23 protein-coding genes and 1 pseudogene are annotated in these 21,422 nt (G+C 58.4%); 12 read left to right on the forward strand and 12 right to left on the reverse strand.

Annotated elements, in window-relative coordinates; all coding sequences use genetic code 11:
• Positions 1–17: 17 nt before the first annotated feature.
• The 4 genes and pseudogenes from V0R60_RS03285 to V0R60_RS03300 all read right to left on the reverse strand — a co-directional run.
• On the reverse strand, positions 18–785 hold the full coding sequence (locus V0R60_RS03285; protein WP_256658286.1) for a uroporphyrinogen-III synthase: 768 nt from the start codon (positions 783–785) through the stop codon (positions 18–20).
• Complete coding sequence (gene hemC, locus V0R60_RS03290; RefSeq protein ID WP_136478688.1) at positions 782–1,723, reverse strand: hydroxymethylbilane synthase; 942 nt, start codon at positions 1,721–1,723, stop codon at positions 782–784. The genes V0R60_RS03285 and hemC overlap by 4 nt, the downstream gene beginning before the upstream one ends.
• A 117-nt stretch (positions 1,724–1,840) precedes the next feature.
• A complete protein-coding gene (locus tag V0R60_RS03295) occupies positions 1,841–2,587 on the reverse strand; it encodes a LytR/AlgR family response regulator transcription factor (protein WP_136478689.1) in 747 nt (248 codons plus the stop codon).
• Positions 2,584–2,691 (reverse strand): annotated as a pseudogene (locus V0R60_RS03300) (sensor histidine kinase); the annotation flags it as partial. The pseudogene V0R60_RS03300 and the gene V0R60_RS03295, both read right to left, overlap by 4 nt.
• A gap of 218 nt (positions 2,692–2,909) precedes the next feature.
• Between V0R60_RS03300 and argH the strand changes: the two are divergent.
• Positions 2,910–4,304, forward strand: a complete 1,395-nt coding sequence (gene argH / locus V0R60_RS03305) for an argininosuccinate lyase (protein ID WP_330078868.1) — start codon at positions 2,910–2,912, stop codon at positions 4,302–4,304.
• A gap of 55 nt (positions 4,305–4,359) precedes the next feature.
• Here the strand turns inward: argH and V0R60_RS03310 are convergent, their stop codons facing one another.
• Complete coding sequence (locus V0R60_RS03310) at positions 4,360–5,025, reverse strand: glutathione S-transferase family protein (protein WP_330078867.1); 666 nt, start codon at positions 5,023–5,025, stop codon at positions 4,360–4,362.
• Positions 5,026–5,172: 147 nt separating this feature from the next.
• Between V0R60_RS03310 and V0R60_RS03315 the strand changes: the two genes are divergently transcribed.
• The 3 genes from V0R60_RS03315 (at position 5,173) to V0R60_RS03325 (ending at position 8,756) form a co-directional block, all read left to right on the forward strand.
• On the forward strand, positions 5,173–5,457 hold the full coding sequence (locus V0R60_RS03315) for a hypothetical protein (protein ID WP_136478692.1): 285 nt from the start codon (positions 5,173–5,175) through the stop codon (positions 5,455–5,457).
• Between the two features lie 84 nt (positions 5,458–5,541).
• Positions 5,542–5,787: a TIGR02647 family protein gene (locus V0R60_RS03320; protein WP_136478693.1), complete on the forward strand. Its 246-nt coding sequence runs from the start codon at positions 5,542–5,544 to the stop codon at positions 5,785–5,787.
• A gap of 122 nt (positions 5,788–5,909) precedes the next feature.
• On the forward strand, positions 5,910–8,756 hold the full coding sequence (locus tag V0R60_RS03325) for a class I adenylate cyclase (protein ID WP_330078866.1): 2,847 nt from the start codon (positions 5,910–5,912) through the stop codon (positions 8,754–8,756).
• 3 nt (positions 8,757–8,759) lie between these two features.
• Here the strand turns inward: V0R60_RS03325 and rnk are convergent, their stop codons facing one another.
• From rnk to cyaY, 3 genes are all read right to left on the reverse strand, one after another.
• Positions 8,760–9,179, reverse strand: a complete 420-nt coding sequence (gene rnk, locus V0R60_RS03330; RefSeq protein ID WP_136478695.1) for a nucleoside diphosphate kinase regulator — start codon at positions 9,177–9,179, stop codon at positions 8,760–8,762.
• A 133-nt stretch (positions 9,180–9,312) separates the two neighbouring features.
• Complete coding sequence (locus tag V0R60_RS03335) at positions 9,313–9,534, reverse strand: DUF1289 domain-containing protein (protein ID WP_136478696.1); 222 nt, start codon at positions 9,532–9,534, stop codon at positions 9,313–9,315.
• A gap of 1 nt (position 9,535) precedes the next feature.
• Positions 9,536–9,868 (reverse strand): iron donor protein CyaY, encoded by a 333-nt coding sequence (gene cyaY / locus V0R60_RS03340; protein ID WP_136478697.1) that lies wholly within the window; start codon positions 9,866–9,868, stop codon positions 9,536–9,538.
• 190 nt (positions 9,869–10,058) lie between these two features.
• Between cyaY and lptM the strand changes: the two genes are divergently transcribed.
• The 6 genes from lptM to V0R60_RS03370 are packed head-to-tail and all read left to right on the forward strand — an operon-like array spanning position 10,059 to position 14,630.
• Positions 10,059–10,196, forward strand: a complete 138-nt coding sequence (gene lptM, locus V0R60_RS03345; RefSeq protein WP_128321863.1) for an LPS translocon maturation chaperone LptM — start codon at positions 10,059–10,061, stop codon at positions 10,194–10,196.
• Between the two features lie 9 nt (positions 10,197–10,205).
• Complete coding sequence (gene lysA, locus V0R60_RS03350; protein WP_136478698.1) at positions 10,206–11,453, forward strand: diaminopimelate decarboxylase; 1,248 nt, start codon at positions 10,206–10,208, stop codon at positions 11,451–11,453.
• A gap of 4 nt (positions 11,454–11,457) precedes the next feature.
• A complete protein-coding gene (gene dapF / locus V0R60_RS03355) occupies positions 11,458–12,288 on the forward strand; it encodes a diaminopimelate epimerase (RefSeq protein ID WP_136478699.1) in 831 nt (276 codons plus the stop codon).
• A 13-nt stretch (positions 12,289–12,301) separates the two neighbouring features.
• Positions 12,302–13,039: a DUF484 family protein gene (locus V0R60_RS03360; RefSeq protein ID WP_136478700.1), complete on the forward strand. Its 738-nt coding sequence runs from the start codon at positions 12,302–12,304 to the stop codon at positions 13,037–13,039.
• Positions 13,039–13,938 (forward strand): tyrosine recombinase XerC, encoded by a 900-nt coding sequence (gene xerC, locus V0R60_RS03365; protein ID WP_136478701.1) that lies wholly within the window; start codon positions 13,039–13,041, stop codon positions 13,936–13,938. Before V0R60_RS03360 ends, xerC begins: the two co-directional genes overlap by 1 nt.
• The gene (locus V0R60_RS03370) at positions 13,935–14,630 is read left to right on the forward strand and encodes an HAD family hydrolase (protein WP_136478702.1); all 696 of its coding nucleotides are present in this window, start codon (positions 13,935–13,937) and stop codon (positions 14,628–14,630) included. The genes xerC and V0R60_RS03370 overlap by 4 nt, the downstream gene beginning before the upstream one ends.
• Positions 14,631–14,691: 61 nt before the next feature.
• Here V0R60_RS03370 and sutA read toward each other — a convergent pair whose 3' ends face one another.
• The 3 genes from sutA to glnK all read right to left on the reverse strand — a co-directional run bounded on the left by sutA (position 14,692) and on the right by glnK (position 17,195).
• Entirely contained in the window at positions 14,692–15,018 is a 327-nt protein-coding gene (sutA, locus tag V0R60_RS03375) for a transcriptional regulator SutA (protein ID WP_136478703.1), read from the reverse strand.
• A gap of 474 nt (positions 15,019–15,492) precedes the next feature.
• Entirely contained in the window at positions 15,493–16,815 is a 1,323-nt protein-coding gene (locus tag V0R60_RS03380) for an ammonium transporter (protein ID WP_330078865.1), read from the reverse strand.
• Between the two features lie 41 nt (positions 16,816–16,856).
• Positions 16,857–17,195, reverse strand: a complete 339-nt coding sequence (gene glnK / locus V0R60_RS03385) for a P-II family nitrogen regulator (protein WP_002555808.1) — start codon at positions 17,193–17,195, stop codon at positions 16,857–16,859.
• A 372-nt stretch (positions 17,196–17,567) separates the two neighbouring features.
• Here glnK and V0R60_RS03390 point away from each other — a divergent pair, with 372 nt between their 5' ends.
• Positions 17,568–17,831 (forward strand): accessory factor UbiK family protein, encoded by a 264-nt coding sequence (locus V0R60_RS03390; RefSeq protein ID WP_136478705.1) that lies wholly within the window; start codon positions 17,568–17,570, stop codon positions 17,829–17,831.
• A gap of 41 nt (positions 17,832–17,872) precedes the next feature.
• Here the strand turns inward: V0R60_RS03390 and V0R60_RS03395 are convergent, their stop codons facing one another.
• Positions 17,873–18,175, reverse strand: a complete 303-nt coding sequence (locus V0R60_RS03395) for a DUF6124 family protein (protein ID WP_330078864.1) — start codon at positions 18,173–18,175, stop codon at positions 17,873–17,875.
• 1,693 nt (positions 18,176–19,868) lie between these two features.
• Here V0R60_RS03395 and V0R60_RS03400 point away from each other — a divergent pair.
• Entirely contained in the window at positions 19,869–21,365 is a 1,497-nt protein-coding gene (locus tag V0R60_RS03400; protein ID WP_330078863.1) for a YifB family Mg chelatase-like AAA ATPase, read from the forward strand.
• Positions 21,366–21,422: the final 57 nt, after the last annotated feature.

Consider the following 21,422-nt stretch of genomic DNA (forward strand, 5'->3'; position numbering starts at 1 on the left):
CCAATCAGCTTAGCGCTTCAGAGGGCAGGTGCAGGCATTTGCTGCAGTGCTGCCAACAACGCCGCGGCACTGGCACCGCGGCAGTCCACTACATTCTGTGCCCCGGCTTCCCGGGCTTGCCCGGCTACACGCGGGCTGGGTACAAACAGCGGCAAGCGGGCCAACTGCGACCAATTGTCCCCGGCCAGTTGCAGCAGGTGTTCAAACCCCTGCCCACTGCTGACCACCAGGCCGTTCAGGCGTTCCGCGCAAATTCGTTCAGACAGCGCGCCCAGTGGATAAGCCGGTAGGTAGCGACGGTAGAGTTCCAGATAATCGACACTAGCACCTTGCTCGGCGAGACGCTCGGCGAGCAGTTCGCGACCGCCCTGGCCACGTATGATCAACACACGTGGCGCCGTTCCGCCAATCGCCTGGTGCAATTGAGGCATGTGCAGCAGGGCTTCGCTGTCGTCGCCCTGCGCTGGATAGCAGACCTGGCAGCCCTCGGCCTGAAGGACCTGCGCTGAAGCCGCGCCCACGGTAAACCAGGCTTGCCGAGGCAGCTGCGACCAGTGACGAGCCAGCTCGGCCAGTCCCAGACGCGCAGCAGGCTTGCTGACCACGATGACCGCTGCGTACTGGTCAAATTCGCGCAGCAGTTTGCGCTGTGCTTCATCCAGGCTCAGCGGTTCGATTTCCAGCAACGGCAGGCTGCTACTGGCAATGCCTTGCTCGGCCAGCGCCCGGGAGAGCGCAATGCACTCCTGCTCCGGGCGTGTCAGCAGCAGGCGCCAACCGCTCACGGGTGACCGGCCTCGCCGTAGACAGCCTTGAGGATGTCTTCGGCGCCTTGCTTGAGCAGGTCCTCGGCCACCTGGACACCCAGCGTCTGCGCATCGCTGCGCGGCGCACGGGCTTCAGCGGTCAGCAGCTTGCCACCGCTGGGCTCGCCAACCAGGCCACGCAGCCACAGTTGATCACCTTCGAGCACGGCATAACAGGCAATCGGGACCTGGCATCCACCATTGAGGTGCTTGTTCAGCGCCCGCTCGGCCACGACACGGTCCGCGGTGTCCTGGTGATGCAAAGGAGCCAACAACGCATGAATTTCGCTGTCGACGCTGCGGCATTCGATACCCACAGCACCTTGGCCACCGGCAGGCAAGCTGTCGTCGACGCTGATGCCGGAGGTAATGCGGTCTTCAAAACCAAGGCGGATAAGACCGGCTGCAGCGAGGATGATCGCGTCGTACTCACCGGCATCGAGCTTGGCCAGGCGGGTGTTGACGTTACCGCGCAGAAAGCGGATCTGCAGATCAGGGCGACGCGCCAGCAACTGGGCCTGGCGGCGCAGGCTGGAAGTGCCTACCACGCTTGCAGCTGACAGCTCATCAAGGCTTTTGAAGGTATTGGACACGAAGGCGTCGCGCGGGTCTTCACGCTCACAGATGCAATACAGCCCCAGGCCTTCAGGGAAGTCCATGGGCACATCTTTCATCGAATGCACAGCGATGTCGGCCTGGTTTTCCAGCAGCGCGGTTTCCAGTTCCTTGACGAACAGGCCCTTGCCACCAATCTTGGACAGCGGCGAGTCGAGCAGTTTGTCACCCCGGCTGACCATAGGCACCAGAGTAACCAGCAAACCAGGATGGGCTTGCTCAAGACGTGCTTTGACGTATTCGGCCTGCCACAGGGCTAGGGCACTTTTGCGCGTGGCAATGCGGATTTCACGAGTGGACATGGATCGATCCGTACAAGATAGATGCAACGGATGATAACAGCTCATTCCGACCCGCTTGCAGATCTATGTCACAGGAGAATTGAACCGTCCCTGGTAGAGCTATTCTCCAATCGCAGCCTAGAGCTGCTGCATCATCTTGCGTACACCGGCCACGTGCCGGCGGCTAACGATCAATGCATCACCGTTGAGGCCCTTGAGAAACAACTGGAAATGCCCCAACGGCGTGCGTTGCAGCCGCTCTATTCGGTTGCGGGCGACCAGGGCGTTGCGGTGAATCCGCACGAACCGGTCGCCGAATTCGTCTTCCAGCGCCTTGAGGGGCTCGTCCAGCAGGACTTCGCCGCCTTCATGACGCAACGTTACATATTTGTGGTCGGCGATGAAGTAGATCACCTGGTCCAGCGGGATCAACTCGATCCCTTTGCGGGTTCGCGCACTGATATGGCTACGTGGCCCGCTGCCGCTTTCGGCCGCTGGGCGGGTAAGCGCAGCCAGTTGTACCCGACTGGGTCGCTCGGCCTTTCTCAAGGCTTCGCGCAGCGCATCGGCAGCCACCGGCTTGAGCACATACCCGAGCGTGCTTTCCGTGAATGACTGGACGGTGAATTCGTCATCACCCGTACAGAACACAACGGCAGGCGGGGCTTCACGCTCACACAAGCGGGCAGCTACCTGCAGGCCATCGAGGCCCGGCATGCGGATATCGAGCAAGACCACCTCAGGCTTGAGGCTGTCTATCAACGCCAGAGCCTCTTCGCCGTTGGTGGCGCTGGGCTCCAGTACGGTGTATCCCCCGAGTTCGCCAAGCAGTCGGCTCAGCCGTTCCCGGGCTTGGGGTTCGTCATCAACGATCAGGACATTCATATTGCGCTGGATTCCTGCGTGAGTCTCGCACAAGGGTAGCGTAGACAGGTGAGGTGACGACCGTCACGGCGATCCACGCTCAGACTCGCACGATGGCTAAAGATTCACTGGTTCGGCAGGAAACATGCCGATCCTCTGTCCAACTGTAGACGGTTGCCGGAACGCTGCCGTTCAATCGGTAAATATCCTGTTGTGCAACGGCTGTCATCTGCCTTCTGCGCGACATAATCACGCATTCGCACCGACCGCCGCCCTGCGGTCCGGGCCTTAACCCTGTTATCATCGACGCCACTTTCCGTTCACGCCTTCAACGAGTGAATCCATGAGCACCGACAAGACCAATCAGTCCTGGGGCGGCCGCTTCAGTGAGCCCGTCGACGCATTCGTCGCCCGTTTCACCGCCTCCGTCAACTTTGACCAGCGCCTGTACCGCCACGACATCATGGGTTCGATCGCCCACGCCACCATGCTGGCGAAGGTCGGCGTGCTCACTGATGCCGAGCGCGACACCATTATCGATGGCCTCACGACCATCCAGGGTGAAATCGAGGCCGGCAACTTCGACTGGCGCGTCGACCTTGAAGACGTGCACATGAACATCGAGGCACGCCTGACCGACCGTATCGGCATCACCGGTAAAAAGCTGCATACCGGCCGCAGCCGCAATGACCAGGTCGCTACCGACATCCGTCTGTGGCTGCGAGACGAGATCGACCTGATCCTGGCCGAGATCACCCGTTTGCAGAAGGGCCTGCTGGAGCAGGCCGAACGCGAAGCCGACACCATCATGCCCGGCTTCACCCACCTGCAGACCGCCCAACCGGTAACCTTCGGCCATCACCTGCTGGCCTGGTTCGAAATGCTCAGCCGCGACTACGAGCGCCTGGTCGACTGCCGCAAACGTACCAACCGCATGCCGCTGGGCAGCGCCGCCCTGGCAGGCACCACCTACCCGATCGACCGCGAGCTGACCTGCAAGCTCCTGGGCTTCGAGGCCGTGGGCGGCAACTCGCTGGACGGCGTCTCCGACCGCGACTTCGCTATCGAATTCTGCGCAGCCGCCAGTGTGGCAATGATGCACCTGTCGCGTTTCTCTGAAGAACTCGTCCTGTGGACCAGCGCCCAGTTCCAGTTCATCGATCTGCCTGATCGTTTCTGCACCGGCAGTTCGATCATGCCGCAGAAGAAGAACCCGGACGTTCCAGAGTTAGTGCGTGGCAAGACCGGTCGCGTATTCGGTGCTCTCACCGGCCTGCTGACCTTGATGAAAGGCCAGCCGCTGGCCTACAACAAGGACAACCAGGAAGATAAAGAGCCGCTGTTCGACGCCGCCGACACCCTGCGTGACTCGCTGCGCGCCTTTGCCGACATGATCCCGGCGATCAAACCGCGCCACGCGATCATGCGTGAAGCTGCACTGCGTGGTTTCTCTACCGCAACCGACCTCGCCGACTACCTTGTACGCCGTGGCCTGCCATTTCGTGACTGCCACGAAATCGTCGGCCACGCCGTCAAGTACGGTGTCGATAGCGGCAAGGACCTGGCTGAAATGAGCCTGGAAGAACTGCGCCAGTTCAGCGACCAGATCGAACAGGACGTCTTCGCGGTGCTCACCCTGGAAGGCTCGGTCAACGCCCGCAACCACATCGGCGGTACCGCACCGGCCCAGGTTCGCGCAGCCGTTGCTCGGGGCCAGGCCTTGCTGGCCAGCCGCTGAGCCCAACGCACAGGCTCGTCGGCGCTACGCCGCGAGCCTGCTTGCGCGAGAGGGACTAGCGCTTGCCGCTACGCACCATCTCAAGGAAAACAGGCATCTGCGCATCCTTGTCTGCTGCGATTTTCTGCACGTTGGGATTCTGCTTGAAATGATTGAGCAGCGTCTGGGCCTGAGGAAAATCCTCCAGCAGATCCATATCAAAAACCTTCTTGCCCACTGCACTGGCCAGATCAAGGCTGAAGCAGAACTTCATGTCGGCAATGGTCATCTGATTGCCGGCAACGTATGGCGAGAACGTGCCATTGCGCTTTAGCGTTTCCACCCCGGCCAACAACTCGGTTTTCGCCTTGTCCTTGATAACCGGATCGACCTTGGCACCAAAGAAAGCCTCGGGATAACACGCACGGGCCGGCAACTCGATATACAGCTCGATTTCCTTGGCCAGCTCACGCACTTTGGCCTGGGCGAAGGCATCTGCGGGCAGCAATGGCTTGTTATCAGGATGCGTCTGTTCGATATATTCCAGAATCAGGTTGGTTTCACTCAGAAAGCCATGTTCGGTCTCCAGCACCGGCACCTTGCCCCGCGGGCTGACTTTCAGTGCCTGCGGGCTCTGGCCGCCGAAGAATAGAACTTCTTCAAAAGGAATTCCTTTCTCCAGCAGCGCCAGCTTGACCATGTTGTAGTAGTTGCTAACCGCGAATCCATGAAGCTTGAGCATGACAACAGCCTCCAGGCCGTAAAGGGGTTGGCGCAGTTGTTATAGCCCCGGCACGCGGCACTGACCAGCATCATGGAGTTTGTAGATAGCGAGGCATTGGCGCTTTGCCCGTGGCAAACTGAGCATCCCCTCAGAGGAGAATCGCCCATGAGCGAACCCACAGACATCGACAACGACGAAGAAGAGTTCGCCGAGTCGACCCTGATCGAAGCGATCGAAAACCAAATCGAAAGCGATGATCCACCTGCCGCCAAAGCCACGTTCAACAAACTGACCCTGGTAGGTTACGAGCGCGAAGACATCCTTAACCTCATGGCCCACGTGCTGGCCTACGAGATTGACGCGATGCTTGAAGATGACCGCGCCTTTGACACCCAGTGGTACGAAACTGCCTTGCGCGCCCTGCCTGAGCTGCCTCCTGAAAAGGACTGAAGCAAAGCAGGAGTTACCTGACTACACTGCAAAACCAGGCACCGCTGACGGTGCTGCCCTCCTTGTCTGGAAGTCGGAGTTACTATGTCGTTTACCCCCGATCTGATTGCCGAGCTGGAAGTCCTTGCCCTGTTCAACCTGGATAGCAGCCAGGAAGGTATCAAGGTTCACAACACTGCCTCTCAAGAGCTCATCGCTGCCGCCCAGCGCCTGTACGACAAAGGTTTGACCGACCAGCATGATGGCGGCTACCTGACCAGTCTGGGGCATGATGCGGCCGAACACGCACAGCAACTGCTGACTATCCTGAAAGTCGCCCAACCGGCCTGAAAACAATGCTCATCGCGGAGCAAATCTGCTCCGCGATGCATTCAACGCTAATAAAATGGCGTCAAAATTAAATTAGCGCTTAAACTCGCCTCAGCTCCCCAGACGGCCGGTTTTAGCGCGCAATGAACCACCCCTACGAAATTCGCCCCGACCTCGAACAGGGCATTGACCGAAAGGTGCTCAGCCAACTGCGCCAACGCTTCCTGACGCTCAATCAGGGGCGACTCTACCGAGCCCTGGAAGGATTATCGAGCCGTCAGCAGCAAGTGTTGACGCTGTTGCCGCTGTTTCTGCACGTCAATCACCCGCTGCTTCCTGGCTATGTATCTGGAACCACGCCCGCAGGGGTCGCCAACTTCGAACCTGACGCCAACATACTGGCCGAAGCCCAGCGCCTGACACGCTCCTTCTCCTACAAGGCCCGCCATGGCAAGCCATCCATGCCCATCCACGGGCTGTTCCTGATGGGTAGCCTGGGCACGCTGGCCCAGGCAGAACAAAGTGATATGGACGTGTGGGTCTGCCACGCAGCCCATCTCGGCGATAGCGAACTGGCTGAACTGCGCAAAAAAGCCCAACTGTTGGAGAACTGGGCCACCAGCCAAGGCGCCGAGGCCCACCTGTTTCTGATCGAACCGCAACGCTTCGTGAGCGGCGCACGCGACAGCCAACTCAGCTCCGACGACTGCGGAACCACCCAGCACTATTTACTACTGGACGAGTTCTACCGCACCGCGATCTGGCTCGCCGGACGCACCCCGTTGTGGTGGCTGGTGCCAGTCTACGAAGAGTCGCGTTACCACCCGTACATCGACACACTTCTGTCCAAGCGCTTCGTGCGCGCCGACGAGTACCTGGACTTGGGGCACCTGGCGCATATTCCGCCAGGGGAGTATGTCGGCGCAGGTCTCTGGCAGCTTTTCAAGGGCATCGAGTCGCCCTACAAATCGGTGCTGAAACTGCTCTTGACCGAGGTCTATGCCAGCGAACACCCGCACGTGAATTGCCTGAGCCTGCAATTCAAACAGGCGGTATTTGCCAATCAGCTCGATCTCGACGAGCTCGATCCGTACATGATGGTCTACCGGCGCATCGAGAAGTACCTACAAGCACGCGGAGAGCAACAGCGACTTGAGCTGGTGCGTCGCAGCCTGTACCTGAAAGTGAACAGGAAACTCAGTGGCCAGCCGCGCCAACGCGGCAACTGGCAGCGTGCACTGCTTGAGCGACTCAGCGAGGAATGGGGTTGGGACGAGCGCCAACTGGCATTGCTCGACGCCCGCAGTCAATGGAAGGTACGCCAGGTGGCAGTCGAACGCCGCGATCTGGTCGCCGAGCTCAACTACAGCTATCGCTTCCTCTGCCAGTTTGCCCGTAACCAGAATGCAGCAAGTCGAATCGACCACCGTGACCTGAGCATCCTCGGCCGGCGCCTGTATGCAGCGTTTGAACGCCGCGCAGGCAAAGTCGAGGTCATCAACCCAGGCATTGCCCCGGACCTGGCCGAAGATACCCTCACGCTGGTGCAATCGCCCAACCGCAAGGAGCCCGGAGAGGTTCACTGGGGCCTGTACAACGGTAACCTGGGCGTGCACGAATGGGAGCACTTCGCGCCACTCAAGCGCTGCCGAGAACTGCTCGAGTTACTGGCCTGGGCTCATCGCAATGGGGTAATCGACAACAGTACACGCCTGGCCTTGCATCCAGGCAGCAGCGACCTGAGTGAATATGAGCTGTTCAACCTGTTGGGCAGCCTGCAACAAAGCATCCCTCTACCCTTGCCGATGATCAGCGAACAGCGCCTACTACAGTCGAGCGTGGCGGACGAAATTCTCCTGTTGATCAATGTCGGCATCGACCCGTTACGCCACCATCGTGACCTGAACATTCTGATGACCACCGAGCGTACCGACTCGCTGAGCTACGCTGGCGTACGTGAGAACCTGGTCTTGACCCTCGATCAGGTAACGCTCAATAGCTGGAACGAGGTTCAGGTGCACCGCTACGAGGGTGAGCATGCCTTGCTGCGGTGCTTGCGCGACTACCTCAATGGTTTGGGTGATTGCAGCCATCGACCACGGTTGCGGGTTCAGTGCTTCTGCCACAACCGAGCCCCAGCCATTGCTCTGCGGGTCGAAGAGGTTTTTCTCAATGCCCAGGCGCTGCTGGCGCAGCACCTCAACTTCCGTTATTTGTTGCAAGTCCAGCAGCACACCCACGTCTTGGAGCTGCAGGCCGGTGCAGTGAACCTGGTAACGCTTGAGGGCCAGGATGCTGTTTCGCACTATTTAAGCAAGGAACGTTGCGAGTACAGCCCGCTGCACCTGGATGCCAACGCCCTGCAGGAGCTGGACCTGGCCCAGGTTCTGCCACTGGGACAACCGCGGTGTATTCAGGTGTTTTATCGACTGCAGGATGCCTGGGCCACTGTCTATGTGCTCGATGAGCACAACGCACTCTGGCAACAGCGCCTGCCTTACCATGACGAAAACAGCCTGCTACTGCCGCTACAGCGCTTCATGCAGTCCATGGTTTTTCGCCGTGAAGCGCGGCTGCCGCTGGACAATCTTCACGCTCAAGGTTCGCTGGAGATTCTTTATTACCAATTGTTGCCTTCAGGCACTGGCAAGGTCCGCCAGGTGGATGCCAAGCAAGTGCAGCGTAATGCCATCGCCCTGCCTTACTACGAAGTGCAGGCGATTTTGCAGGCAGGCGCCAGCGATGACGTTCAGGTCACTTTGTATTGTAATCAGCGGGAGTTTTCCGAACTCGAGCATGGCGACCAGCTGTATACCATGGTCGCCCGCGAGATCATCGAGCAGCGCCGCGAGACCGAGCGCTACCGTTGTTACATTACTGACCTGGACCTGTCTGGCGTGCTTGCCGAAGGCCTGGGTTCGAGCACTCTCTACCTGCGCTACAAAGGCGAGCTGGAGCAGGCGCTCAACGAGGCCCTGGCGCAGGTCTAAGGCTCAGAGATCGAAGTTGCCAGCCGCTTCGGGCTGGTATTCAACTTCCAGCAGCTTCAGCTTGAGCGTTTTGCCGCCCGGGGCCGGCCAATCGATCTGCTCACCTACCGACAAGCCCAGCAGCGCACTGCCGATGGGGGCCAGGATGGAGATCTTGCCTTCGTCGGCGTTGGCGTCCTTCGGGTAGACCAGGGTCAGGTGGTAGTCCTTGCCACTGGCTTCTTCGCGGCAATGAACCCGGGAGTTCATGGTCACGACACCGGCCGGAACTTCCTCGTGACCGACCTGTTCGGCGCGGTCCAGCTCGTCCTGCAAGGCGAGCACACCCGGCGTATCCTGCATCTTCTCATCGAGGCTGTCGATCAGACGCTCGAGACGCTGTACGTCCAATCGGGTGACGATAATGGAAGGCTTGGTGCTCATGATCCAGTCAGGCTCCTTTTTTTGAGCGATATAAAGCAAAACCCCGCCCAAGGGCGGGGTTTGCAGGAATTCGGCACTGCCGAAGCAAGTTCGACACTACCACAGCCAAGTAAATACACAATACCCGAAGGGATTACGCCGATCCTGCCAGTTGCCGACGAGTCTGCGCCTCCTGGCAGATTTGCCGACGACGCTGGTCATCGGCAGAGCGCCACTGGCGAATGTCCTCGACATGACGGAAACAGCCAATACAAACCTTGTTCTCATCCAGCCGACAAGTGCTGATGCAAGGCGATGGCACCGCCGGACTGACATTGCTGTAGAGCGGCTTGGCCGGCTTCGACGCGCTGCTCATCTCAGATCTCTTCGAAGTCGAGCTTCTCGCCCACCCGCTCCCAGACGATGCGCTCAAGCATCTCGCCCAGCAACTCTTCGGTTTTTTCGCAGGTCCATTTGCCGCTCTGCTCGTCGTAGTCGAAATGGAAACCGCCGGACTTGTCAGCCAGCCACAGCTGACGCAGTGGCTCCTGGCGACTGAAAATCAACTGGCTACCATTGTCGAACTTGATGGTCAGGACGCCAGCCGAATTCTCCATATCCAGATCCAGATCGGTGTCGTCGAACAGGTCTTCCAGGGCCTGTTGGGTCGCATCGACCAGGTCGTGAAAACGCGCTTCGGTCAAACTCATTGCAAGAACCTCAAAAATGTCTGCACACACGCAAGCCGGGGAAGATACGAGCGACGCGCGCCGAATGCAAAGGATAACGCCCAGTGCCTGACGCAGCAGCCCCCGCCCGACGGCGGGCTGCCTGCATAGGCAAGGCGGCAGGTGCTCGGTATACTCGGGCGCAATACTGCATATTTCAAAGGATTACGCCATGAAGCGCCTGATCTCCTCCCTCGCGGCGCTCGTCGCGATTGCCTGCCTTGTTTCCGCCTGCGGCCAGAAAGGTCCGCTGTACCTGCCAGACGACAGTAAAGACGGTCAAAAGTCGCAATCGCACAAGCATCAGTAAGGGTAACCCATGGACGCTTTCAACTACCGCGACGGTGAACTGTTCGCGGAAGGCGTGGCCCTGTCGGCCATCGCCGAACGTTTCGGCACGCCAACCTACGTCTACTCGCGCGCTCACATCGAGGCCCAGTACCGTAGCTATGCCGACGCCCTGCAGGGCGTTTCGCACCTGGTCTGCTTTGCGGTCAAAGCCAACTCCAATCTTGGCGTGCTGAATCTGCTGGCGCGTCTGGGCGCAGGTTTCGACATCGTGTCCGGCGGTGAGCTCGAGCGGGTCCTGGCCGCTGGTGGAAGCGCCGACCGTGTAGTGTTCTCGGGCGTCGGCAAAACCCGTGAAGACATGCGCCGTGCCCTGGAAGTCGGTGTTCACTGCTTCAACGTCGAGTCCACCGACGAGCTGGAGCGCCTGCAAGTGGTGGCTGCCGAGATGGGTCTGCGCGCCCCGGTTTCGCTGCGGGTCAACCCGGACGTCGACGCTGGCACCCACCCGTACATCTCCACGGGCCTGAAAGAAAACAAGTTCGGTATCGCTATCGCCGATGCTGAAGAGGTTTACATTCGCGCTGCCCAGTTGCCCAACCTGGAAGTGGTCGGTGTCGATTGCCACATCGGTTCGCAACTGACCACCCTGGAGCCTTTCCTCGATGCCCTCGACCGCCTGCTGGCGCTGATCGATCGCCTCGGTGACTGTGGCATCCTCCTGCGTCACCTGGACCTGGGTGGCGGCCTCGGCGTGCGTTACTGTGACGAAGAACCGCCACTGGCGGGCGACTACATCAAGGCTATCCGCGAACGCGTTGGCGACCGTGACCTGGCACTGGTGTTCGAGCCGGGCCGCTACATTGTGGCCAACGCCGGCGTCCTGTTGACCCGCGTCGAATACCTCAAGCACACAGAGCACAAAGACTTCGCCATCGTCGATGCGGCCATGAACGACCTGATCCGCCCGGCCCTCTACCAGGCCTGGATGGACGTCACTGCCGTGCAACCGCGTGCCGGTGAAGGCCGTAACTATGATGTAGTCGGTCCGATCTGCGAAACCGGTGACTTCCTGGCCAAAGAGCGCACGCTGAACCTGGCCGAAGGTGATTTGCTGGCAGTGCAGTCCGCGGGCGCCTATGGTTTTGTCATGAGCTCGAACTACAACACCCGTGGTCGCTGTGCCGAGATCCTGGTCGATGGTGACCAGGCGTTTGAAGTGCGTCGCCGGGAAACTGTCGCCGAGTTGTTCGCTGGCGAAAGCCTGCTGCCGGAGTAAACCCATGCTGCTGCGTTTTACCAAAATGCATGGGCTGGGCAACGACTTCATGGTCCTCGACCTGGTCAGCCAGCATGCGCACATCTTGCCCAAGCACGCTAAGCAATGGGGTGATCGCCACACCGGTATCGGCTTCGACCAGTTGCTGATCGTCGAAGCGCCGAGCAATCCGGAAGTGGACTTCCGCTACCGAATCTTCAATGCCGACGGCTCTGAAGTAGAGCAATGTGGCAACGGAGCACGCTGTTTCGCGCGCTTCGTGCTGGACAAGCGCCTGACTGCAAAAAAACGCATTCGGGTCGAAACCAAGAGCGGTGTCATCGAGCTGGACGTGCGCAGTGATGGGCAGATCAGCGTCGATATGGGCCCGCCTCGGCTGGTGCCTGCCGACATTCCGTTCGATGCACCGGCCCAGGCGTTGAGCTATCCACTGGAAGTAGCCGGACAACAGATCGAGTTGGCCGCCGTATCCATGGGTAACCCCCATGCTGTGATACGCGTCAACGACATCAACAACGCACCGGTTCATGAACTGGGGCCACAGATCGAACACCATCCGCGCTTCCCACAGCGGGTCAACGTCGGTTTTATCCAGATCATTGACCGTCACCGCGCTCAATTGCGCGTCTGGGAGCGCGGCGCTGGGGAAACCCAAGCCTGCGGTACTGGCGCCTGCGCGGCTGCCGTGGCTGCGATCAGCCAAGGCTGGATGGATTCCCCACTACTGATCGATCTTCCCGGTGGACGCCTGTCGATCGAATGGGAAGGCCCAGGCAAGCCGGTCATCATGACCGGCCCCGCCGTTCGCGTATTTGAAGGACAGGTTCGTCTATGAGTGAGTGCCAACCATGACCGATCAGCCCCAGGCTCCCGCCGAACAGCCCACCGACCTTAGCGCCGAGGGCTCGACGCCCGCCTTCGGGGCTGATGCCGTGGTTGCGTACCTGCGTGACAACCCGACGTTCTTCGCGGAACACGACGATCTGCTCTGCGAACTGAACATTCCCCATCAGCGCGGCGACAGCGTTTCGCTGGTGGAGCGTCAGCTCAAGCTGCTGCGCGACCGCAATATAGAAATGCGCCATCGCCTCTCGCAGTTGATGGACGTAGCCCGAGACAACGACCGGTTGTTCGACAAGACCCGTCGACTGATTCTCGATCTGCTCGATGCCGACAGCCTGGAAACCGTGGTCATGGCAGTCGAAGACAGCCTGCGCCAGGAATTCAAAGTACCCTTCGTCAGCCTGATTCTTTTCGGCGAAAGCGCAGCCCCTGTCGGCCGCTGGGTCAACAGTGCCGACGCCCAGCAAGCCATCGGCGGCCTGTTGTGCAGCGGCAAGACAGTCAGTGGCAACTTGCGTGACCACGAGTTGGACTTTCTGTTTGGCGAAGACCAACGCAAAGAAGTCGGCTCCACGGCGGTGGCGACCCTCAACCATCAAGGCCTGCATGGCGTGCTGGCCATCGCCAGCCGTGATCCGCAGCACTACAAAAGCACAGTAGGCACCCTGTTCCTCAGCTACATCGCCGAAGTGCTTGGCCGTGTCGTCCCGCGTTTTACCCAGACCCTACGCCCGGTACGTTGATGGAACGTCAGCTGCAGGCCTTCAGTGCGCACCTGCGCAATGAACGTCAGGTGTCCGAGCACACCCAGCTGGCTTATCGCCGCGACCTGGAAAGCGTTTTGGCGTTTTGCGGCAAAACTGGGATCGACAGCTGGAATGACCTGCAAATCCAGCACTTGCGCCAACTGATCGCCCGTCAGCATCATCAGGGACAATCCTCCCGCAGCCTGGCTCGCTTGCTCTCGGCAGTGCGCGGGTTGTATCGCTATCTCAATCGCGAAGGGCTGTGCAGCCATGATCCGGCCAACGGCTTGTCGGCGCCCAAGGGTGAGCGGCGCTTGCCGAAAACCCTCGACGCCGACCGCGCCCTGCAGTTGCTCGAAGGCGCAGTGGAAAACGACTTTCTCGCACGCCGCGATCACGCCATGCTGGAGCTGTTCTACTCCTCTGGCTTGCGCTTGTCAGAACTGACCAGCCTGAACCTTGACCATTTGGATCTACCTGCCGGCCTGGTGCAGGTGCATGGCAAGGGCAGCAAGACTCGCGTGCTGCCCGTCGGCCGCAAGGCACGTGAGGCAATGGAGCAATGGCTGGCCCTGCGCGGTATCAGCAGCCCGCAGGACGGCGCGGTATTCGTCAGCCAGCAAGGGCGTCGACTCGGTCCGCGTGCGATCCAGTTGCGCGTACAGGCGGCAGGAGCCCGAGAATTGGGCCAGAACCTGCACCCGCACATGTTGCGACACTCCTTCGCCAGCCATCTGCTGGAGTCGTCCCAAGACCTGCGTGCGGTACAGGAGATGCTCGGCCACGCCGACATTGCTACCACGCAGATCTACACTCACCTTGATTTCCAGCACTTGGCGGCCGTCTATGACAGTGCCCACCCCCGGGCAAAACGCAGTAAGGGCAGCGATTCATGAGCATCGAACTGATCACTTTCGACCTGGATGACACCTTGTGGGATACCGCACCGGTAATTGTCAGCGCCGAAGCCATCCTGCGTGACTGGCTGGCGGCCAATGCGCCAGACCTGGGCACAGTCCCGGTGGAGCATCTGTACGCTATCCGCGAACGTCTGGTGCAAGCCGAACCGGGGCTCAAGCATCGCATCAGCGCTCTGCGCCGGCGCGTCCTGTTTCACGCCCTCGAAGACGTCGGCTACAGCGAGAACAAAGCCCGTGAGCTAGCCAACGAAGGTTTTGAAGTGTTCTTGCACGCTCGCCACCAGATCGACATTTTTCCCGAAGTTCAGCCGGTACTGGAAATCCTTCGTCATCATTACACCCTTGGCGTTGTTACCAACGGCAATGCCGACGTGCGACGCCTGGGGCTCTCCGACTACTTCAAGTTTGCCCTGTGCGCCGAGGATATCGGCATCGGCAAGCCCGACCCTCAGCCCTTCCTTGAAGCCCTGCGCCAAGGTCAGGTCGAAGCTCATGCCGCGGTGCATATCGGCGATCACCCTGGGGACGACATTGCCGGGGCGCAACGTGCAGGCCTGCGGGCAATCTGGTTCAACCCGCAGGGCAAACCCTGGGAGGCTGAGAGCCGCCCTGATGCTGAAATCCAGCGCCTGTCGCAACTGCCCGAACTGCTCAACAGCTGGCGTTAACCTTCTCACACGGCACAAAAAAGCCCGCAGCGACGGCGGGCTTTCTTGCTGACAGAACCACTCAGATAGGGCGGCTTCCGTACTTGTTGTCTGGCTTCTTGGGCGGATCGGCAACCACGTTGGCTTCCACTTCCTGCACCTTGCCGCCACGCGAAAGGAACTCTTCCATGGCCTTGGCCAGGGCATCACGCTCCTTCTGCTTGGCTTCCATGCTCGGCATTTCATCTACCGAGACAGCAGCCGACTTGGACTTGCCCTTGGCAGCAGGTGCCGGGCTGTCGTCGCCACCATCGTCAGCCACATCATCGGCTGCCGCTTCGAGGCCCTCATCACCGTCGTCTTCGTCGCCTACTTCGAGGTCGTCATTTTCCAGATCGTCGTCGCTCATGTTCTACCTCATGACTTGCGAAAAGCAGATTAGTTATAGACCAGCAGTGTCGTGAGTCGACAACCGCCAGAAAAAATTCAAAGGGTCGCGGGTTTGCCGCCACCTCGAGTGCGCGCAAAAAAGCTGGCGTGCACCGTGCAGGTCCCGCTCTTGGCAGGGCCTGACAAAATTAAAGAGCCGCCGATAGTGAATTGTCGGCCTACCCTGGCGTGATCAGCCTGCTCATTGGCAAGCCTAGCAAAGGGTAGCGAAGTTTGCGGACTGCTTGTCTGCTCCCTTCGGCGCGCATTCTAGCGTGCTCAGAGAAAAAGCAAAGTGTCTTACTATCACTCTGCTCTGTAAGTTTTCTCCCCGTGCGGCGCCAGCCGAGAAAGCAGGCGTAAAAACGTCATGGGAAACCGTTTGCGTTACCGGAAATCGACATCGTGCAGACAAAAAAATGCCCGGCAAGCCGGGCAAGATTTTTCGAGGGCGTTACAGGTTGTAGCCGCGCTCATTGTGTTGCGCCAGGTCGAGACCGACCGACTCTTCTTCTTCGTTAACCCGCAGACCCATCACCAGATCCAGCACTTTGAGAATCACGTAGGTAACAATGGCCGTGTAGATCACGGTGAAACCGACGCCTTTGGCTTGAATCCAGACTTGTGCACCAATGTCTTCAACGGTACCGAATCCGCCCAGTGCAGGAGCTGCGAACACGCCAGTGAGGATTGCCCCGACGATACCGCCGACGCCGTGGACTCCGAAGGCATCCAGGGAATCGTCATAGCCAAGCTTGCGCTTGAGGCTGGTAGCGCAGAAGAAGCAGATGACACCCGACATCAAGCCGATCACCAGGGCGCCCATTGGGCCCACGGTGCCTGCAGCCGGGGTGATCGCCACCAGACCGGCGACCACACCGGATGCAATGCCCAAGGCGCTAGGTTTACCGTGGGTAATCCACTCGGCAAACATCCAACCCAGTGCGGCAGCGGCGGTTGCGACCTGAGTTACCAGCATGGCCATACCCGCGGTGCCGTTGGCGGCAGCAGCGGAGCCTGCGTTGAAGCCGAACCAACCTATCCACAGCATGGCCGCGCCCATCAGGGTGTAACCCAGGTTGTGCGGAGCCATAGGCGTGGTCGGGAAGCCTTTACGCTTGCCCAGCACCAGACAGGCCACAAGACCGGCGATACCTGCGTTGATATGCACCACAGTGCCGCCAGCGAAATCCAGAACGCCCCAATCCCACATCAGGCCACCCGCACCAGCCCAAACCATGTGAGCGATGGGTGCATAAACCAGCGTGAACCAGACAGCCATGAAAATCAGCATGGCGGAGAATTTCATGCGTTCGGCGAAAGCACCGACGATGAGGGCTGGAGTAATGATGGCGAAGGTCATCTGGAAGGTGATGAACACCGCCTCAGGGAACATTGCCGTCAGGCTGTCAGGGGTGACACCGGCCAGGAAGACCTTGGAGAAACCACCGACAAAGGAATTGAAGTTGACCACGCCTTCTTCCATACCCGTGGTATCGAATGCCAGGCTGTAGCCGAAGACCACCCAAAGAATGCTGATCATGCCAGTGATTGCAAAGCACTGCATCATCACCGACAGCACGTTCTTGGAACGCACCATACCGCCGTAAAACAACGCCAGACCAGGGATGGTCATGAACAGCACCAAGGCTGTAGCAGTCAACATCCAGGCAGTGTCGCCGGAGTTGAGTACGGGGGTTGCCTCCTCTGCCAGGGCAAGGCCGGGCATTATGAGGGACAAAAGGGCTCCTAGCCCTGCGAATTGACGCAGAGTCATATTGTTTTCTCCTGGGGCGTTGGGGTTTGGTGAGGCTTTTTTTAGATCGCGTCGGTATCGGTTTCGCCGGTACGGATGCGGATCGCCTGCTCCAGATTGACCACGAAAATCTTCCCGTCACCGATCTTGCCGGTGTTGGCAGCCTTGGTAATCGCTTCGATGACCCGGTCCAGATCCTTGTCGTCGATAGCGACGTCGATCTTCACCTTGGGCAGGAAATCGACGACATATTCAGCCCCGCGATACAGCTCGGTGTGGCCCTTCTGCCGACCGAAGCCTTTGACTTCAGTGACAGTGATACCCTGCACGCCGATTTCAGACAGCGACTCGCGCACGTCGTCCAACTTGAACGGCTTGATGATGGCAGTGACTAGCTTCATGAAACTCTCTCCCGAATTGGTGGACTTGCCCCAGGAAAACAAACCCGACTCAAGTCTAAGCGCAGCGCCTGGCTTTGTAACGCGTCGTCGACCGAAACAGCTTGATGCTCCACCTGCACCCGCCTACGTCACGTTGACTGCATCAGTGCATGGGTCACTAAGGTCTTAGCAGAAACCTTGCCAAATCCGTTAACCCCTCCAATAACAAGCACTTGCGGCGAGCCGCCAACATTGGCCAGTCGCCAGCTCCCATTAGCTGCACAATTACAGTGCGTGGCGATTCACCACGATGCGCAAAAAGCGTGCAGGCCAAGGTTGATAAAATCTGCGTGCTACACTAGCGCCCCACTTGGATACAGCGGATAGCCGAACATGCTCGCGCCCAAAGCCTTTCTCGATGCCCTGAGCGACCAAGCCTCGCGCCTGTTCAGCGGTGACACCTCACAACCTCGGGCTGAACTTGAAAGCCAGTTCAAGGCGTTGCTGCAAAGCGGCTTCAGTAAACTGGAACTGGTCAGCCGGGAAGAATTCGACAGCCAGATGGTGGTATTGGCCCGCACCCGCGCTCGCCTCGAAGCGCTGGAAGCCAAAGTGGCCGAAATGGAAGCACGCCTGAATCCAACTGCTGCCGAATAAGCTGCCTTTTGCAGATACGGCACCTAGCAGTAAAAGCGGGCTCAGCCCGGTAATCGCTGCAGTTCAATCCCATCGATCAATGAATCGATCAAGGCTTGAGCCAGCTCCAGCGAATGCTGAACCGACCTGGTATGCTCCCGCCCGAGGCCGTCGGCATATTCCAGCACCTGCGCGACACTGGCGCTGGCGCATCGGAGATACAGCGACGCATGCACCAGCGCATCCTCGGCGCTGACACCTGCACGAACAACGAACAGCGGCGGATGCTCGGGACAACTGGCGACCGCCCTTTCGACAGTTTCGACAAAGGGCAAATCGGGTGGATCAGGAACAGGCTTTTTCATTGGGCAACTCCCATGCAAATGGAGCGACCACCGTTCGCTGCGAAACGAATAGGGTGGCAGCTGTACGCGGGTTCGCAGACCGGGCATAGGAACCGGCGCACCCTAAAGTGCCCCACGCACAGCCGCCATTAACCTGTGATGCAAGCAGGGAAGCCTGCAACTGGAAAATAGAGCTCTGACTTATGCCTCGGACTGCGACATCCGGTCGTAAAAATATTCACGACCATCGCAGGGTAGGCACGCACCTTGGCAGGCGCAACAGAGTAACGGCGCCCAAAGTATGATTCAGAAGCGTCTGACAGAAAACACCTACGCACCCTTGAAGGGAAAAATTATCGTAAAAATTAGACTTACTTTTAGACGCCATCCTCGCATCCCCTCGAAACTCACACCTGTTCATTGTTGTGAAGACAATACGCAAACTTTCTAGACGTTACATACCAACAGCCGCAACACGCTGCACTTGTAGGAAACTTCTGAATTTTGCGGCGCCCGCCCCGAGACGTTGAGCAAAAATTCTCTTTCAGGCACTCTCGCGCGCTGCTCGAAAGCAGCTACAAACAATGTTGATAAGTCCACACCACTATTAGCTACGCCTCTATATGATGATGAGAGCGCAGTATGTATTTTTATCGGGAATCAACTACTGGAATAAACGAAAAATAATTTACTGTAGCTTTAAAAGGCGCTCGAGTCACAACCTTAAACGTCCAAGCCCCACACACCATAAACATGGGCAATACAGAACCACAAGAGATTATCTCTTTACAATACAGTAATATCACTTGGATCCACCTTCACTCAGTACATCAGCACCCACCACGTGGGCAAATGAAAAAAACTCCAATTCAACGCCTTTGCAGCCTCCTATGTAGATGGAGTTATTAGGGTGACTGCGGACGGTTCAATAAGCGGATGGGAATAAATACAGGAAATACAGCGAGAGTACGCTAATTTTTCTGACAAGTGTCTTTTTAAAGGAGCCAATAAATTACAGACGGGCATACCCGTAGCGGGCAAAACCACTCTAGTTTTCGAGGCGCTAGTGGATTACCATTCTGTCAAAATAATAATGCAGACAGAACCACCCGAAAATTCACAATAGAAGCATACGCAGCATCACTTTCTTAAATTATACCGCGCAACCTTTTTCTGTAAAAAATAAATCCCACAAAAACAATAACTACATACAGTACCAGATAGAGAACATGTAATTGCCTACCCTCAAGCTGATAGGTCGCTCTTATAGGCCAAGCAACCAGCCCCGTGTACAAGATTGAAGGCCCTAAAACAGCACATGACAAGGCAATATAATAGCGAAAATTATCTAAACTCATATTCATCCATCCATTCAACACACCAGCCAAAGAAATTACAGACACTACATAGTAAGGATTGCGAACACCCTTTATCTCGTTTCGGGAGGCATCAGGCAACACAAGCATCGACGCAGGTGTTGTGCGCGTAGTATGCGATCAGAAATAAATCAGCCCATGGAAATTTAGCAAAAATTGTGTACTTCACAATTCAAACTCTATCTCGACATGTTTGAAAATGTAGCCGGTTTTGTCACAGATCCGGTCAGGGCTCAGTCCTGGAAAAAATCAGACTTACTATTCCTTATCTCCCCCTCATCCCTCCACTATCCTTACAAAGCCGCAGGACGCGGCCCCGCATTGATCATGGAGTGTTCATGTCCCTCGCCCTTGTCCACAGTCGCGCTCAAGTGGGGGTGTCTGCCCCGGCTGTCAGTGTCGAAGCCCATCTTGCCAATGGTTTGCCCGCGCTGACCCTGGTCGGTTTGCCGGAAGCCACGGTGAAGGAAAGCAAGGACCGCGTGCGCAGCGCGATTCTTAATTCAGGACTGGAATTTCCCGCCCGCCGCATCACGCTCAATCTCGCGCCAGCAGATCTGCCAAAGGACGGCGGGCGTTTTGATCTGGCTATCGCTTTGGGCATTCTGGCAGCCAACGGGCAGTTTCCAGGCACTGCCCTGGAAGATCTGGAGTGCCTCGGAGAGCTTGCGCTATCGGGCGCCATACGACCGGTGCAAGGCGTTCTTCCAGCGGCCTTAGCGGCTCGGGAAGCCGGGCGGGCGCTGGTAGTGCCACAAGAGAATGCCGAAGAAGCCTGTCTGGCATCGGGCTTGGTGGTGTTTGCTGTCGGCCACCTGCTGGAGCTGGTAGCTCACCTCAATGGCCAGACGCCTCTTGCCCCTTATGCCGCCAATGGTTTGCTGCTGCAAGTGCGCCCCTACCCTGATCTCAATGAGGTGCAGGGCCAGCAAGCCGCAAAACGCGCCCTGCTGGTAGCTGCCGCGGGCGCTCACAATCTACTCTTCAGCGGCCCTCCCGGCACCGGGAAAACCCTGCTCGCCAGCCGTTTGCCTGGCCTGTTGCCGCCACTGGATGAACGCGAGGCGCTGGAAGTGGCAGCGATTCAATCAGTAGCCAGCCATGTACCGCTCAGTAGCTGGCCGCAACGGCCCTTCCGACATCCTCATCATTCGGCGTCCGGGGCTGCGCTGGTGGGTGGCGGCAGTCGTCCGCAACCGGGTGAAATCACACTTGCTCACCACGGAGTGCTGTTTCTTGATGAACTGCCTGAATTTGAACGAAGGGTGCTTGAGGTGCTGCGTGAACCACTGGAGTCCGGCGAGATTGTTATCGCCCGCGCCAAAGACAAGATCCGCTTTCCGGCACGCTTCCAACTGGTCGCAGCAATGAACCCCTGCCCCTGTGGATATCTCGGCGACCCTACCGGGCGCTGTCGTTGCAGCAGTGATCAGATTCAGCGCTACCGCAACAAGCTTTCCGGTCCCCTGCTTGATCGCATCGACCTGCATCTGACCGTCGCCCGCGAAGCCACCGCCCTGTCCCCGGTTGCCAGCAACGGCCAGAGCAGTGCCTGTATTGCGGCACAGGTCGCAGCTGCGCGCGAGCTTCAGCAGCGACGCCAAGGTTGCGCCAACGCTTTTCTCGACCTGCCAGGCTTGCGCAAGCACTGTGAGTTATCCACAGCCGACCAGCATTGGTTGGAAAGCGCCTGCGAGCGGCTGACGTTATCGTTGCGAGCGGCGCATCGGTTGCTGAAGGTGGCTCGCACGCTGGCCGATCTGGAGCATGCCAAGCACATAGATAGAAACCATCTCGCCGAAGCCTTGCAGTACCGACCGACTACAGCAGCCTGAGCAATTATTTCAAACTTGAAATATATATAGTGCACTATTTTATTTATGCACTAAGAC

It is taken from the genome of Pseudomonas auratipiscis, from assembly GCF_036324085.1.
GTDB classification, from domain to species: domain Bacteria; phylum Pseudomonadota; class Gammaproteobacteria; order Pseudomonadales; family Pseudomonadaceae; genus Aquipseudomonas; species Aquipseudomonas auratipiscis.